15 protein-coding genes and 1 pseudogene are annotated in these 15,393 nt (G+C 62.4%); 10 read left to right on the plus strand and 6 right to left on the minus strand.

The window, feature by feature from the left end:
- Nucleotides 1-624: pseudogene (locus tag LB529_RS19400) on the plus strand (hypothetical protein); the annotation flags it as partial.
- Nucleotides 625-729: 105 nt separating this feature from the next.
- Here LB529_RS19400 and LB529_RS19405 read toward each other — a convergent pair.
- Entirely contained in the window at nt 730-1,374 is a 645-nt protein-coding gene (locus LB529_RS19405; protein WP_224712018.1) for a hypothetical protein, read from the minus strand.
- A 260-nt stretch (nt 1,375-1,634) separates the two neighbouring features.
- On the opposite strand from LB529_RS19405, the gene LB529_RS19410 reads away from it, so the two are divergent.
- Both LB529_RS19410 and LB529_RS19415 read left to right on the plus strand, forming a co-directional pair.
- Complete coding sequence (locus LB529_RS19410; RefSeq protein ID WP_224712019.1) at nt 1,635-2,150, plus strand: hypothetical protein; 516 nt, start codon at nt 1,635-1,637, stop codon at nt 2,148-2,150.
- A gap of 401 nt (nt 2,151-2,551) precedes the next feature.
- The gene (locus LB529_RS19415) at nt 2,552-2,785 is read left to right on the plus strand and encodes a hypothetical protein (RefSeq protein WP_140633997.1); all 234 of its coding nucleotides are present in this window, start codon (nt 2,552-2,554) and stop codon (nt 2,783-2,785) included.
- 131 nt (nt 2,786-2,916) lie between these two features.
- Here the strand turns inward: LB529_RS19415 and LB529_RS19420 are convergent, their stop codons facing one another.
- The gene (locus LB529_RS19420) at nt 2,917-3,090 is read right to left on the minus strand and encodes a hypothetical protein (protein WP_224546736.1); all 174 of its coding nucleotides are present in this window, start codon (nt 3,088-3,090) and stop codon (nt 2,917-2,919) included.
- A gap of 308 nt (nt 3,091-3,398) precedes the next feature.
- On the opposite strand from LB529_RS19420, the gene LB529_RS19425 reads away from it, so the two are divergent.
- Nucleotides 3,399-3,578: a hypothetical protein gene (locus LB529_RS19425; RefSeq protein ID WP_224532755.1), complete on the plus strand. Its 180-nt coding sequence runs from the start codon at nt 3,399-3,401 to the stop codon at nt 3,576-3,578.
- A gap of 947 nt (nt 3,579-4,525) precedes the next feature.
- Here LB529_RS19425 and LB529_RS19430 read toward each other — a convergent pair.
- The 3 genes from LB529_RS19430 to LB529_RS19440 all read right to left on the minus strand — a co-directional run bounded on the left by LB529_RS19430 (nt 4,526) and on the right by LB529_RS19440 (nt 7,057).
- Nucleotides 4,526-5,959 carry an aldehyde dehydrogenase family protein gene (locus LB529_RS19430; RefSeq protein ID WP_224712020.1) on the minus strand — a complete coding sequence of 478 codons (1,434 nt, stop codon included), beginning with the start codon at nt 5,957-5,959 and terminating at the stop codon, nt 4,526-4,528.
- A 125-nt stretch (nt 5,960-6,084) separates the two neighbouring features.
- A complete protein-coding gene (locus LB529_RS19435; RefSeq protein ID WP_224712021.1) occupies nt 6,085-6,468 on the minus strand; it encodes an ACT domain-containing protein in 384 nt (127 codons plus the stop codon).
- A gap of 127 nt (nt 6,469-6,595) precedes the next feature.
- A complete protein-coding gene (locus tag LB529_RS19440; protein ID WP_224712022.1) occupies nt 6,596-7,057 on the minus strand; it encodes a GNAT family N-acetyltransferase in 462 nt (153 codons plus the stop codon).
- 359 nt (nt 7,058-7,416) lie between these two features.
- Here LB529_RS19440 and LB529_RS19445 point away from each other — a divergent pair, with 359 nt between their 5' ends.
- Entirely contained in the window at nt 7,417-8,478 is a 1,062-nt protein-coding gene (locus tag LB529_RS19445; RefSeq protein ID WP_224712023.1) for a YeiH family protein, read from the plus strand.
- Between the two features lie 24 nt (nt 8,479-8,502).
- Here the strand turns inward: LB529_RS19445 and LB529_RS19450 are convergent, their stop codons facing one another.
- Nucleotides 8,503-9,012 (minus strand): GAF domain-containing protein, encoded by a 510-nt coding sequence (locus tag LB529_RS19450; protein WP_095767767.1) that lies wholly within the window; start codon nt 9,010-9,012, stop codon nt 8,503-8,505.
- Between the two features lie 189 nt (nt 9,013-9,201).
- On the opposite strand from LB529_RS19450, the gene LB529_RS19455 reads away from it, so the two are divergent.
- The 5 genes from LB529_RS19455 to LB529_RS19475 all read left to right on the plus strand — a co-directional run bounded on the left by LB529_RS19455 (nt 9,202) and on the right by LB529_RS19475 (nt 15,367).
- Nucleotides 9,202-10,098 carry a GlxA family transcriptional regulator gene (locus LB529_RS19455; RefSeq protein ID WP_224712107.1) on the plus strand — a complete coding sequence of 299 codons (897 nt, stop codon included), beginning with the start codon at nt 9,202-9,204 and terminating at the stop codon, nt 10,096-10,098.
- Nucleotides 10,099-10,387: 289 nt separating this feature from the next.
- Nucleotides 10,388-11,686 carry a M24 family metallopeptidase gene (locus LB529_RS19460; protein ID WP_224712024.1) on the plus strand — a complete coding sequence of 433 codons (1,299 nt, stop codon included), beginning with the start codon at nt 10,388-10,390 and terminating at the stop codon, nt 11,684-11,686.
- 27 nt (nt 11,687-11,713) lie between these two features.
- Nucleotides 11,714-12,391 carry an isochorismatase family protein gene (locus LB529_RS19465; protein WP_224712025.1) on the plus strand — a complete coding sequence of 226 codons (678 nt, stop codon included), beginning with the start codon at nt 11,714-11,716 and terminating at the stop codon, nt 12,389-12,391.
- Complete coding sequence (locus LB529_RS19470) at nt 12,388-13,365, plus strand: alpha/beta hydrolase (protein ID WP_411962549.1); 978 nt, start codon at nt 12,388-12,390, stop codon at nt 13,363-13,365. The genes LB529_RS19465 and LB529_RS19470 overlap by 4 nt, the downstream gene beginning before the upstream one ends.
- A 361-nt stretch (nt 13,366-13,726) precedes the next feature.
- Entirely contained in the window at nt 13,727-15,367 is a 1,641-nt protein-coding gene (locus LB529_RS19475; RefSeq protein ID WP_224712027.1) for an ABC transporter substrate-binding protein, read from the plus strand.
- Nucleotides 15,368-15,393: the final 26 nt, after the last annotated feature.

Here is a 15,393-nt window from a genome sequence, read left to right on the forward strand (position 1 = left end):
GAGCGCGACGCGGCTGAACAGGAACGAGCCAAGGCTGTCAAAGCAAAAGAGCGTGCGGAGCAGACCGCAGCCGAGACGGCGCAGGCTCTGACACGAGCACGCGCTTCCGCAGCATCGACCCGTGAGGACCTCGATAAAGCCCGCCTCGAGCGCGACGCGGCTGAACAGGAACGAGCCAAGGCTGTCAAAGCAAAAGAGCGTGCGGAGCAGACCGCAGCCGAGACGGCGCAGGCTCTGACACGAGAACGCGCTTCCGCAGCATCGACCCGTGAGGACCTTAATAAAGCCCGCCTGGAGCGCGGCACGTCCCCAGCACTTTCAGGAGAGGTCACCAGGCTGAACGAAGCTCTGGACAACCAGCGCGAAGCCACTGTTTCTCTGGCCCGCGACCTGGCTGCCAAACGCGCGGACAATGACAAGCTCAGGGCTGAGCGCCGCAGCGCGCAAATTGAGCCGCCGCTGCAGCCTCGCTCTGGCCGCGCATCGGCCGGCACCGGTCAGATAAAGGCTGTCAGCCAGAAGACGACTACACGCAGCAAGCTTCGCAACTCCTCGCAGGTGATCCGCGTGCGTACTATCGCGCTTCCCTTTGCCCTCCGGCCAATACACCCGACGTCGGATTGAATTCAAAACGGATTGCGACGACGGCGAACGCTCCAGTCATTAGCCTGCACCATTCGCAACACACGGAGGCCCGGAAAAGGGGATCGCAAGGAGTTCCGCTCTGCGCTACGTCAGACCGATCACGCTGCCTTTCGCGTTCAATTCGCACCCCACCGGCGCCTCACGCGTCTCCACCCGTCCCTGATGCATATAGTCGATGCTGACCTGAATGGGGGCCGAGATCCTGCGTTTGCTCAACCGACGTATGGAACCTGCGCTGCTGACGCGCACACTGGCCGCACCAAACTTGGCGGCGGCCTGCTCGATTGCGTCCTGGCAGGCTCGAACGACCTTATCCGGGACACCGGGCAGCGCTTCGATCGGGTGGACCGCTGATGGAACAGTGTTGTCTTCGAGAGGCTGCAGGGCGGGCGGGAGGTCGAGCGAATGTCCGCCGCCTGTGGACAGGTCGACAATGGCAGCTGGAGGTGACGGTATTGAGGCCGTTGGAGTGGTGCTGATCCCGTCATCGTTCGACGACGGACTGCCGCTGGCGCCTACGGGATCAGCGGGATCGCCGGCAGGTCCTTTGCCCTTGCCTTTGCCGTTGCCGCCGTTGTCATGGCTGCCATGGCCCCCGTTGTCACCCTGATGGCCGCCACCGTCATGCCCTCCGCCGTGCGGGCCGGCGGCTGCAGCCCCAGCGCAAGCTACCGCGATCGAGCAAGCAAATGCCAAATAAGCCAAGCTGAATCCAAGGGATTGACGCACGGTAGTCTCCAAATGTGCCCAGCCGTCCTTGCGCGGCATGCGGTCAGGACGTCTAAACCGCCGCTGCCCCAAGGCAAAAACTAGCGAATACGGTGCCCACGGAATTAACTAGTGGATCAATCCGCTGCATCAAGGATGCTGTTGGGGGGCGATCGATAGCGGCAACGCAGCAATTTTTCCCAAGACCCAGAAACCACAATGCCGCAACGTATCGCGGCGATGTTTCAGCTCCTTCTCCGCTGCTCACCTTGGAGAAAGTGATGACGACCACAATGTCCCCGTTTCTCACCGCCCTCACCTCCGATGGCCCTTCCGCCGACTGGGCGAAAGACATGGACCTGTACGCTTGGCTGATCGGCAGCTGGGACATGGACACGGTCCACCATCTCGACGATGGCACGATCCGGAAATGGGATGGGGAATGCCATTTCGGCTGGGTGCTCGAAGGCCGCGCCGTCCAGGACCTCTGGATCAGGCCGAGGCGCCCTGCCCGGTCGATCATGTACGGCACCACCTTGCGCGTCTTCGATCCCGGCATCGACGGCTGGCACATCATCTGGAGCGATCCGCTCAACCAGGATTACTCACGCCAGATCGGGCGGCTCGAGGGCAACGACATCGTCCAGATCGGCCATGACTCGCGCGGCCTGCAAGCGAGATGGCGCTTCACCGAGATCACGGCCGGCAGCTTTCATTGGATCGGCGAGGAAAGAGCTGCCGAGAGCGATCCCTGGCAGGTGACTTATCAGCATTTTGCGCGGCGGGCAGGTTCCTGACGCACTGTCTGTGGCCGATCGCAGATTTCCAGGACCGCTCCTCCTTCCGCGCGCGCTCGCTGTAACGAACCACGATCATACGGCCTTGACGATGCTGATTGGGGTGCGTGCCGACGCCTATCCGCGTCCCGGCACATAGGCGGCCTTCAACCGCTTACTTTGAGCCTTTCACCGCCAAGTGCCGATGTCGCTCGAACATCGCCAGTTTGTGCCCATATGTCATCCGCACCTCGGATCGGCACCCTTCGCATCTGAACGTTGTGATGCTCGATGCGCTTCTTACATTAGCAAGCAACGATATATTAATGGCTACTGTGCAGCCTGTTCGACTCGGGAAATCTCCCGATCGACGATCCGGCACTCGGTGTGCCGAGACGCTCGACCGATGCGGAGCAAAACGCATGAGTGTCGAAACAGCATTGGCGCAGCTACTGCGCATGATCCACCGTCGCGCCCTGAATTTGGCTGCACTACCGGACGATGAGAGAGATCCATACTACGATAGCATCCGCCGGTCCTGTTGCGGAGCGGCCGAGCACATCGGTCAATCCCCCGACAATGCCGCCATCACCGCAAACAGCATGGTCGAATTTACCCGGGCGATGGTCGGCATCATCGAGGCGGGGCGCGGATAAATCGCGCGTCAACACGCTCGCGACGAGCTCGGGAGGTGCCGACAAGCGCGGCTACGGCGCGTTGCTTGCGGCTCGCGCGGTGACGATTGCCATGCGCAGGTCGACGAGCGGGCTTCCGAGCGATCGCTATCTCAGATCCCGCCCCAGATGTTCGAGGACAGATGCTTGGTTGTCGGCATCACCGGCCAGCAAATATCCAGCTGATTGTCGGACGGCATGCCGTTCCGTATCCGCGTTGGCCTGCGGGCATCCTGCGCATATTTCAACGCCGCGCCCATGCGATTCAATGTCTTCAGGATCGACATAAAGTTTATCCTCAATTCGCCATGGCTGTAACGGGGCAATCCCGCCGCCTTCTTGATGGCGCCTTAGATGACCGACGAGCGTTTCCGCCGCATTGCACGCAAGCGCAAGGCTCGTAACGAGACAGACAGGCTTTGAAACATTTGTATGCGAACGAACCGCCATCGCTTGCGAGGCGTCTGGCCGGCTCGGCTACTGCCGTTGCCGTTTCGAAACAAATTTGCGTTCAAGCGCCATCAAACCGAAACCAAACTGCAGGAAAACCGCCATCGACCGGCTTGACCGGAATTTAAACAAAGGAAAAATCGAAATGTCCAAGATTGTTCGCAATGCAATTTTCGCTATTGTTGCTGTCGCCGGCTTTGCCGGCTCGGCTTATGCTCAGCAGGCGGCCCTCAATTCGTGCAGCAACCATGACGATTACTACGCCATGTGCCTGGGCGCGAACAACGGCGGCCACCATGATGGCCGCGGAAGCGATCGCCGTTAATCGACTATCCGCTGAAAAAGCCCCGCAGGCATCTCGCCGGCGGGGCTTTTTCGCGCTTCACCACATCCCACCGGAAGACCTATGCCCTCGGGTTGCCAGGCCATTGCTCCAAAAGTTCGGAAAGAACGGCATTTCAAATTGCGGCGGGTGGTGAGCCATGCTGGCAGCCACGCCCAGCTTTTACGCCGGGAGGCGGCCGTTAAGGCAGCCGCCGCATTTAATTAGCGTTAACTAATTATAGACCGCGCTGTTCTATTCTGACACAGCGCGGTCTACTGCCACACAATGACCGTGCAGGCGGCTCTGGCCCAATCCACCCCCCCCAAGCTGGAGCCGCCACTCTCACCATACTCGGCCCGGTTGAACTAATTCTTACCAAATATCCTTTCTGGTGTGTTTCGCAGAAAGGTTGCCTTGTAGCCAAATGCTCGGTCGGTCGAGCACGATGCTTGGCCCTGATCGCGGTTCCGTTGCCAGGAATCACTCTCGTTACAACGCGGCAGTCTGGCGGTCGCAGGACTGAAACATTGCTACTTTAACGTGCTATCGGTGGGTGCATAGGAGCGTGTGGCAAAATGTCGATTCCTAAAAACCTGAATGAGACAGATCTCAGATTCGAATGTCCAAGATGCCGGCATCCGATTATCCGGAAAGGCTCCTGGTTCAAGTCCGTGGCTACATTCAAATGCGGGGGCTGCCAGACACCGATACGGCTTGGATATCCGGCAAAGCTCCGATTGTTCGAGAAACACAGCCAGTCAGCCAGCCCCAATCGCATCAGCCAAGCCTAATAGATACGCGTCATCTCATCCCGACCAGGCGATGTCTCCGTTGGATCAGTCTTTGAGTATAGTGGCCGTCCCTGGTCGACTTGTTTTCAAAGATAAGAACGCGGTTGAACCGCGCCTTTTTTCACTTCAGCGCTGACGATCACTGGCTACGGTGCGCTACTCAGCCGCCGCATACCCCGCGATACCCTTGATCTCGAGAAAATCCTCCAGCCCGTATTCGGCATATTCGCGGCCGTTGCCGGACTGCTTGTAGCCGCCGAAGGGCAGGCCGGCGTCCCAGGCCGGGTAGTTGATGTAGACGGTGCCGGAGCGCATGCGGGCGGCCGCCTGGCGCGCCTTCTCGATGTCCTTGGCCTGGATATAGGAGGCAAGGCCGAAGACAGTGTCGTTGGCTTGCTCGATCGCCTGCTCGACCGTGTCGTAAGGCATGATCGACAGCACCGGTCCAAAGATTTCTTCCCTGGCGATGCGCATGTCATGCGTCACGTTGGCGAAGACGGTGGGGCGGACATAATAGCCGCGGTTGAGCTCGGCCGGGCGGCCGGGGCCGCCGGCAACCAGGGTGGCGCCTTCGTCGATGCCGCTCTGGATCAGGTCCTGGATCTTATCGAACTGCAGTTGGCTGACCACCGGACCGAGCTTCGACGTGGGCGCATCGGCCGGGCCGACGGTGAATTTCTCTGCCGCCTTCTTCGCATAGCCGGCGGCCTCGTCATGTCGGTCGCGCGGCACGAACATGCGGGTCGGCGCGTTGCAGGACTGGCCGCTGTTGCCGAAGCAGCCGGCGACGCCCTTGGTGACGGCCCGCTCCAGATCGATATCGGGGAACAGGATGTTGGCCGACTTGCCGCCGAGCTCCTGATGCACGCGCTTGACCGTGTCGGCCGCCGCCTTGGCGACCAGGATGCCGGCGCGGGTCGAGCCGGTGAAGGACATCATGTCGACATCCGGGTGGCTGGCCAGCGCCTGGCCGACGGTCGGGCCGTCACCGTTGACGAGGTTGAAGACGCCCTTCGGCACGCCGGCCTCGTCGATGATCTCGGCGAAGATGATGGCGTCGAGCGGCGCGATCTCGGACGGCTTGAGCACCATGGTGCAGCCGGCGGCAAGCGCGGGACCGACCTTGCAGGTGATCTGGTTGAGCGGCCAGTTCCACGGCGTGATCAGGCCGACGATGCCGATCGGCTCCTTGACGATGAGCGAGGTGCCCTTGATGTGGCGGAAGGGAAAGGTCTTCAGCACCTCGGCCATCTTCTCCAGATGCGCAAGGCCGACGCCGACCTGGCTGTCCAGCGCCATCTGGCGCGGCGCGCCCATCTCGCGCGAGACCGCGAGCGCAAGGTCCTTGCTGCGCTTCTTGTATATTTCGATGACGCGGTTGAGGATATCGAGCCGCTCCTCGACCGAAGTAAGGCCGAAAGTGGCGAAGGCGCGCTTGGCCGCCGCCACCGCCTTGTCGACATCGGCCTTGGAGCCCAGCGAAATCTGCGCGAAAGCGTCCTCGTTGGAGGGATCGATGACGTCGAGTGTATTGGGCACAACAGGATCGACCCACACGCCATCGATATAGAACTGCAGATTGTGGGACATGATTTCTCCTTGGGCGGGATATCTGATGTGATTGGGGGGCGATCGCCGGATCGTCGCATCGCGTCAGAGATGACGATGCGGCAAGAGCGATGTCAAACGCAAGGGCGGGCAATTGAGCCAGGCGGCTACAGAAGAGTGTGCCCCGCCGCGACCAGAAGCCCCCTTGCCGCGGCTTCATCCTTCACTTTGACGAGCAGATGGTCGCCATCGAAAGTGGATACCAGAAAAATGCCGAGTTCGTTTTCCGACAACGGCTTTATTACCGACAGCACAATGCCCGTTTCGTCGAAGGCAAAGGGACCCTGGAGTTTCAGGGCGACCCAGTCCCTGTCGTGCTGCACCCCGTCCGGCACCCGCTCCTGCAGGCAGACAACCGAAAGCTCGTCCTCGGTCCTGGTGATGCTGACGAAGCCCGGTCCGTCGGCCCAGCCGGGAATGCTCTCTTTTGCTGCGAGGCGCGAAACCGCATACCGCCCCGAGAGTGGCTTCAACCGGACCCTGATTGCCATCCGAACCTCCTCTGTTTGTCGGCGATCACGGATTCGATGCACGTCTGAGCGGCAGCAATCTGCTCCAAACCGAGATTCTCCGTCAACTTGGGAGCAATCCTACAGAGATCATCGATGGCGTTCTGCATCATGCCAGCTTCTTGCTCATATAGACCGTCGTGCCGTTCATGAACGGTTCTTCGCGGTCGATCGTATAGCCGTGCTTCTTGTAAAGCGACACATTGGCTGCGAAGGCGCCATTGGTCAGCAGGCGCAATTCGAAGCGGCTCGCCGCGCGCGCCTTGTGCTCGGCCCGTTCGAGCAACAGCCGGCCAATGCCCCTGCCCTGCGCGTCCGGCGCCACGCAGACATTCTCGATCCAGAGGTGATCCTCCTCCAGCATGGTCTCGATCATGCCGACAATGCGATCGCCCTCGACGGCAAGTTCAAACGGATGCTCGGCAACTGCTCTGTCATAGTCGGCGCGCATCGGCATCGGCTCGCGGCCGATCAACGGCACCCATCTGGAATAGGCGGCGCGCACGATGTCCCTGATCGTGGCAGAGTCAGCACGTTCGGCCGGCCGAAACCGGATGGAAGAATTGGTCACAGCAAGGCTCCAGACATGAAAGCCCCGCCGGCGGATGTCGCGGCGGGGCGGGAAACGAACAAACCGGAATTTATTCGGCCGGTGTTTGTCGTCGCGCAATCGGCTTACCGCTCCCCATCGTATAGAGGCGACGTCGCTTGGTGATGGCGGGTGCAAAAACGAACATGCGCCACGCTGGGACAGGAAGTTCAGCCCGTCAAGATTTTGAGATTGGCCCAGCCTGTCGAATTCGGGAGGTGTTCCATCGTCAGCTCAAAAACCAATCGTTCGTGAAAATCGATCATTCTAACCAGAACAATTCGTTGGAAAGATTTGTTCGGGAATGACATTCCTCCGGCCCACTCGCCTGGAGAATTGCATTGTCTTCCGCCACTCACATCGCGAACGATATTCCGACAAGCCCGATTTCTGCCGATCTGGCCGCGGGCCGCAAGCGGCTCGATTCAGCGTGGAACGGCATTATCCCCGGCATCGTGCTGGTGGCGATGATCACCGCTGTGGCCTTCTCAGCCCACAATGTCTCAGGCTTTGCCTTGTTCAGCCCGATGATCCTGGCCGTGGTGTCCGGCACGATCTATTCCAACGTGCTCGGCCTGCCCGCCCACGCCAAGGCCGGCATCGCCTTTTCGCAAAAGCGCCTGCTGCGCTTCGCCATCGTGCTGCTCGGCTTCCAGCTCACGTTCGGCCAGGTGTCGGGCATCGGCCTTGGCGGCATCGGCAGCGTCGCGGCCACGCTTGGCGCCACCTTCCTCTTCACCGTCGCGCTCGGCAAGCTGATCGGCGTCGATGCCAAGCTGGCCCAGTTGATCGCCGCCGGCACCTCGATCTGCGGAGCTTCGGCAATAGTCGCCACCAACATTGTCACCGACGCGCGCGACGAGGACGTGACCTACGCGGTTGCCGCGATCACGCTGTTCGGCACCACCGCCATGCTCGGCTTTCCGCTGCTGGCGCCGGTCTTCAGGCTCGACCAGCACGCCTTCGGCCTATGGGCGGGAGCCTCGATCCATGAGGTGGCGCAGGTGATCGGCGCCGGCTTCCAGAACGGTTCGCAGGCCGGCGAGACGGCGACCGTCGCCAAGCTGACGCGCGTCGCCATGCTGGCGCCGATGGTGATCGCGCTCGGTGTCATGGCACGCCGCGGCAGCAGTGATGCTTCCGGCGCCAGGCCGCCGCTGCCTTGGTTCGTCGCGGCTTTCGTCGCGGTGGTGGCGCTGAACAGCCTGATCGCGATCCCGGCGCAGATCCATTCGACGATCGCCCTCGCAGCACAGATCATGCTCACCATGGGCCTCGCGGCCATGGGCTTGCAGGCCGATATTTCGGGGCTTCGCTCGCGCGGACTGCGGCCGCTGATGCTGGCCTTCTCAGCCTTCATCTTCATCGGCTGCTTCAGCCTGATGCTGGTGAAGTTCGTGTAAGGCAGGCCGGGGTCGCCTCACCTATCAGCCTTCATCATCGTCCTCGAACTCACAGGCCGCGACATAGATCGCGGCGAGCTTCTCTATGCCTGCCTGGTCTTCCTTGTCGAAGCGCCCGGGCAGCGGGCTGTCGAGGTCGAGCACGCCGAACGCGCCTTCGGCATCGCGCAAAAGCACGACCAGCTCCGAGCGCGAATCGGCATCGCAGGCGATGTGGCCGGGAAATTCGTTGACGTCCTTGACCAGCATCGACATGTCGAGCTCGATGGCCTTGCCGCAGACGCCCTTGCCGACGGCAATGCGAACGCAGGCGGGCTTGCCCTGGAAGGGTCCGAGCACCAGCTCGTCATCGGAGGCGAGGAAATAGAAGCCGGCCCAGTTGAGGTCGGGCACCATCTGATAGATCAGCGCCGCGGTGTTGGCGGCGTTGGCGACGGAATCGCCCTCGCCTTCGAGCAGCGCTTTCAATTGCGTGGCCAACTCCTTGTAGAAGACCGGCTTGTTGCTTGTGTCGATTGCCGTTGCCGCAAACATCGTGTTGTTGCTCCGTTGCAAGCCAGCCGAGGGGCCGGCTACAGTTTGGTCTTCTCTGCCACCAATGCAGCACGTGGGAAATACAAAAACGTGAGCGACAGCCTCGCCAGCCGAAAACGCGACCGTGCGCCGCCGGAACCGCGCGAAGCGCCCCTCACCTTCGCAGTGCTGGTTTTCCCTGGCTTTCCGATGATGGCATTTTCGTCCGTCATCGAGCCGCTGCGCGCCGTCAACATTCTTGCCAAGCGCGACTGCTATCGATGGATGATCGTCGGCGCCGATAGGGGTAGCGTGGAGGCATCGAACGGCGTCGTCATCCAACCCGGTTTCTCGGCCGCCGACGCGCCGAAGGTCGACCGCATCGTAGTGTGCTCCGGCGGCGATGCCGACCATGTCGTGGCCGATGAGGCGATGAGCTGGATCCGCAAAAGCCTGCGTGGCGGCGCGCATATTGGCGCCGTCGCGGACGCCGCCTTCTTCCTCGCCCGCGCCGGCCTGCTCGACGGCCATGCCTGCACCTTGCACTGGACCAGCCAGGCAGCCTTCAGCGAGGCTTTTCCGGATATCGAGCTTCGGCGCGATCTGTTCGTCATCGACCGCAAGCGCTTCACCTCGGCCGGCGGCGTCGGCAGCCTCGACATGATGCTGGAAATCATCACGCGCGACTATGGCGCCGAAATCGCGGCGGGCGTCGCCGAATGGTTCGTGCACTCGCCATTGCGCTCCAGCGTCGACCGCAAGCTGATGCCGCTCAGGCTGCGCACCGGCGTCCAGAACGAGCTGGTGCTGTCGGCCATCGCCATCATGGAGGATGCGGTCGAGGAAAGGCTCGGCATGGCGGAACTGGCGGAACGGCTCGGCGTGTCGGCCGACAAGCTCGAGCGCAGTTTCCGCGCCGAGCTGGATATCTCGCCCAATGGATATTACCGGAGGCTGCGGCTGAAGCGCGCCGCCGACCTGCTGGCGCATTCGACGCTGATGGTGAGGGATGTGGCGCTGGCCTGCGGCTTTGCGTCGATGTCGAGCTTTGCAAGGGCGTTTCGCGAGGAGCATGGGCACGCGCCTAAGGCGATGCGGCGGCATTAGGTGGAGTGGTGCGGCTCCACGCTCCTTCGTCATCCTAGGGCGAAGCGACGCGCAGCGGAGCGAAGACCCTAGGATCCATGCCGTGACCTGAAAGCGTCTCGGCGATGCAGAATTGGCACCCGGCCGCAGCAAGGATTTTCTGCACCGCTGGGTCTGCGCGCGTCGCTTCGCTCCTTGCTCGCCCTAGAACGACGAAGTTATGATGCGGCATCCGGCACGACAATCGCGGAATTCCGCACAAGCTTCAACCCCGGCCCGGCTATGTTCGCCAAGAACAGGAGGCCTGCCCATGAGCATCGTCGTATTCGACCCCGACAGCACCGAGGATGTGGACTTCAAGGATCGCATGCGCCACCCCGTCGCGGCCGATCCGGCCGGCGGCATGTGGCTTTCGGACACGGAGCCGTCCTTCATCGACGCCGACGCGCTGCGCAAGGGGCGGCTGGCCAAGCTGCGCGCCTGGATGCGCGAGGCGGGCTATGGTGGCGTCGTTTTGTTCGATCCATACAACCAGCGCTACGCCACCGGCTCGCGCAACATGTTCGGCTATTTCCTGCGCAACTCGACCCGCTATTTCTTCGTGCCCACCGAAGGGCCGATCGTGCTGTTCGAATATCCGCAGAGCTACCATGTCTCGATGGTGCTCGACACGATCGACGAGGCGCGGCCTTCCAAGCTCGTCTGGTCGTCGGTTTCGGGCCGCGACGACGAGACCGCGGGGCCGTTCGCCGACGAGATCGCCGAGCTTCTGAAGAAGCATGGCGGCGGCTCGATGAAGCTCGGGCTCGACCGCTGCAGCCATCTGCAGGCGCTCGCGCTGGAAAAGCGCGGCTGCGAGGTGAAGGACTGCCAGGGCGAGATACTGGCGGTGCGCGCGGTCAAGACGCCGGAGGAAGTCAAATGCCTGCTGGCCTCGATGGCGGGCGCCGAGGCCGCGGTGGCGGCGGTGCGCGAGGCGATCAAGCCTGGCGTTTCCGAGAACGAGCTGTTCGCCATCATGTATGGCGAGGTGATCCGCCAAGGCGGCGAGTTCATCGAGACCCGGCTGCTCACCTCGGGACAGCGTACCAACCCGTGGTTCAACGAGGCGAGCGGGCGCAAGATCAGGCCGGGCGAGTTGCTGGCGCTCGATACCGACACGATCGGCTGCTACGGCTATTATTCCGACTTCTCGCGCACCTTCCGCTGCGGCCCGGGCAAGCCGACGCCCTATCAGAAATCGCTTTACCGTATGGCGCACGACCAGGTGCAGCACAACATCTCGATCGTGAAGCCCGGCATGGCGTTCCGCGAGATCGCCGAAAAAGCCTGGAAGATCCCGGACCGCTTCGTCGACCAGCGCTACACCTCGGTCATGCATGGCGTCGGCATGCATGGTGAGACGCCTTTCATCGCGCACGCGATGGACTACGAGGCCTATGGCCGCGATGGCATCATCGTGCCCGGCATGGTGGTGAGCGTGGAAAGCTATATCGGCGAGAAAGGCGGTCGCGAGGGCGTCAAGCTCGAGGATGAGATTCTCATTACCGAGACCGGCACGGAATTGCTTTCGCGATTTCCGTATGAAGACGAGTTTCTTGACAATTAGCGCCGACGCATCGACAGCACATTTCGCATGAAAACACCCGTTTCCATCCGACGCGGTACAGTGGCCGCGGTGTTCATCGATCTCCAGGAGGAGCATCGCAAGGACAAGCGCTATCTGGTCGAGGGTTTTGCCGACATCCTCGCCAATGTGCAGCGCCTGCAGGAGGCGGCGCGGCGCAACTTCGTGCCGCTCTATCATTGGGCGTATATCGTCGATCTCGCCGCGGCGCGGCCGTTCCACCCAGTCGATGAAAGCGGCAAATCGGCCTTCTCCGACAAGGACGATCCGCTGACCGCAATCTGCCATGAAGTGGCGCCGCAAAATGGCGAAGCCACGCTGGTCAAGCAGGAAGCTAGCGCCTTCGCCAGGAACGATTTTGGCGACAAGCTCAAGACCTCGGGCATCGAATGGCTGGTGATTGCGGGCGTTTGGACCGAGGCCTGCATCGACGCGACGGTGAAGGACGCGGTAGCGCGCGGCTTTCGCGTGCTTTTGGTCAAGGATGCCTGCGGCAGCGCCAGTGCCGCCATGCACCAGACCGGCATCCTCAACCTCGCCAACCGCCTCTATGGCGGCGCCGTCACCAACACGCTCGACGCCTGCCGGCTGTTGGCGGGAGACACCGTGAAGGTGTGGCAGGTCGAGGGCTCGGTGCCGCTGCGTTTCACCTTCGAGAACGCGGCGCAGCTCTACGCCGAGCTTTGACGGCAGTGACCCGAGCCCAAACCGATCCGTCGAGCCGCGGCCAATATGCCGACCGGCTCGATCCGGAGTTGTGGGATTATATCGACGAGGTCAACAGCTGGTACCCGCCGGAGATCGTCGCCGCGCCGATCGCGAAGCAGCGCGCGGTCTACAATCGGATGTGCGCGGCTTTTCATCAGGCTCGTCCCGAAGGCGTGACGACTAAAGACGGCCTCGTCGCGACGGCGACGCATCCGATACCGGTGCGGCACTATCGCATGGCGGGCAAGGCGGCGGCGGCGACCGTCGTCTATTACCATGGCGGCGGTTTTGTCCTTGGCGACCTCGATAGCCATGACGACATCTGCGCCGAAATCTGCGCCGGCACCGGTTTCGAGGTGGTCTCGGCCGACTACCGGCTGGCGCCGGAGCATCTGCACCCGGCCTCTTACGACGATGCGCTTGCCGTGTTCGAACGGGTCGCCGCGGCCAGCACACTGCCGATCGTGCTTTGCGGCGAAAGCGCCGGCGGAAATCTCGCTGCCGCGGTGGCGCAAGCGACGCGGCGCCATGAACGGCACGCTGTTGGCCAGATCTTGATCTATCCGGAGCTGGGCGGCGACGAGACCGGGCGCTCTTATGTCGAGCATGCCGAAGCGCCGCTGCTCAGCGTAAGCGACATCGAGTTCTACCGTCGCATCCGGTCCGCGCCCGGGCAGTCACAGGACGATCCAACGTTCTCGCCGCTTCGAGACCACGATTTCTCCGGCCTGCCGCCGACGATCATCGTCACCGCCGAATGCGATCCGCTGTCGTCGGACGGCGAAGTCTATCGCGAGCGCATCCTTGTCGCCGGCGGCCACGCCTGGTGGCGCGAGGAGCCGAGGCTGGTGCACAGTTTCTTGCGGGCAAGGATGACGGTGCCGCGCGCGGCGGAGGCGTTCGCGAGGATTGTTGCTGATGTTCACGCGCTCGGCGCAGCGACGAAGCGCTGATCTAGGAGCCTTGAGAGAAATCCTGCAGGACAGAGGCCTGTGAAGGATCGCGGCCCCGGGAGATCAAGGTTCCTCGCCCCACGAAAGTGGGGAGAGGTGGCTCGGCGAAGCCGAGACGGAGAGGGGAGCGCCCTACGAAGGCCCCCTCTCCGTCCGCTTCGCGGCCACCTCTCCCCCGCCTTCGGCGGGGGCGAGGAACCCAAGCTTGGTTACCCTGCGGAACAGCGCACAAGAACTGCGGAAACCCAACCATTTCGCGGCGGAAAGCGGACCTATCATTCCCTCGCAGGCAACGGCGCTCCAGCGGACGCATCCGCCCCCGCACGGCGGCCCGGAGCGCCCAACAACAGAGGGAACGACGATGAAATTCATGCTGACCGACAGAAAACTGCATCCGCAAGCCAAGCCGATCGCCGACGATTTCAGGAAGGGCGCGATCAGCCGGCGCGAATATCTGGCCTTGATGGCCGGCTTCGGCGTCAGCACCGCAGGTGCCTTCGCCCTGGGCGGGATCGCTGCCTCGCCTGCCCGCGCCGCCGAGCCGAAAAAGGGCGGCGTGCTGCGCGTCGCGATGAACGTCAAGGGCTTTAAGGATCCGCGCACCTTCGACGGCGTCGAGATGTCAAATGTCGCGCGTCAGTGCAACGAATATCTGGTGCGCTGGAAAACCGACTTCTCCTTCGAGCCCTGGCTGCTGGAAAGCTGGGAGACCAGCGACGACGCCAAGACGATCACCCTCAATGTGCGCAAGGGCATCACCTGGTCGAACGGCGACATTTTCAACGCCGAGGACGTGATCCACAACCTCAACCGCTGGTGCGATGCCTCGGTCGCCGGCAATTCGGTCGCCGCGCGCATGGGCGCGCTGGTCAATGCCGACACCAAGAAACCTGTCGACGGCGGCATCCAGAAGGTCGATGACTACACCGTCAAGCTCAACCTGCCCAAGCCCGACATCTCGCTGATTGCCGGAATGGCCGACTATCCGGCGCTGATCATGCACCGCTCCTATGAAGGCGATGCCGATCCGAAGAAGGCGTTGGCCATCACCACCGGCCCTTGCGAGCTGGTGAGTTGGGACGCTGAGACGGGCGCCGAGGTGAAGCGCAAGGACAAGCCGTGGTGGAAGGGCGAGTTCTATCTGGACGGCATAAAATGGGTGGACTACGGCTCCGATCCCAACGCCACGCTGTCCGCCTTCGAGTCCGGAGAGATCGACACCGACCACGAGACCACGGCGGATGCCGTGTCGCAGACCGACCAGATGGGCCTGCAGAATTCCGAGATCGCCACCGGCTCGACCATCGTCGCGCGCTTCAATGTCTCCAACGCGCCCTATGACGACCTCAAGGTGCGCCGCGCCGCCCAGCTTGCCGTCGACAATGCGGCCGTCCTGAAGCTCGGGCTCGACGGCCGCGGCAAGCCCGCCGACAACCACCATGTCGGCCCGATGCATCCGGAATTCGCCGATATCGGCCCGGCCAAACGCGATGTCGAACAGGCCAAGAAGCTTATTTCGGAATCCGGCAAGGCCGACCACGAATATGAGCTGATCTCGGTCGACGTCGAATGGCAAAAGAGCACCGCCGACGCGATCGCCGCGCAAATCCGCGAGGCCGGCCTGAAGATCAAGCGCACCGTGCTGCCGGCCGCGACCTTCTGGAACGACTGGGCCAAGTTCCCCTATTCCTGCACCGAATGGCTCGGCCGCCCGCTCGGCGTGCAGGTGCTGGCTTTGGCCTACAAATCGGGCGGCGCCTGGAACGAAAGCGCCTATGCGAACAAGGAGTTCGACGAGCTTCTCGACAAGGCGCTTGCAACGCCGGATGCCACCCAGCGCAAGGAGATCATGGCCAAGATCGAGACCAACCTGCGCGACTCCGGCATCATCGTCCAGCCCTATTGGCGCTCGGTCTACCGCACCTATCGCAAGGGCGTGCAGGGCTGCGAACAGCACCAGGCGCTTGAGCAGCATTTCGAGACGGTGTGGCTGGAGTCCTGATCCTCCCAGGAGCGAGCGGCCGGCGC

Origin of the sequence: Mesorhizobium sp. CA5 (assembly GCF_020165105.1) — a bacterium.
GTDB lineage: Bacteria > Pseudomonadota > Alphaproteobacteria > Rhizobiales > Rhizobiaceae > Mesorhizobium.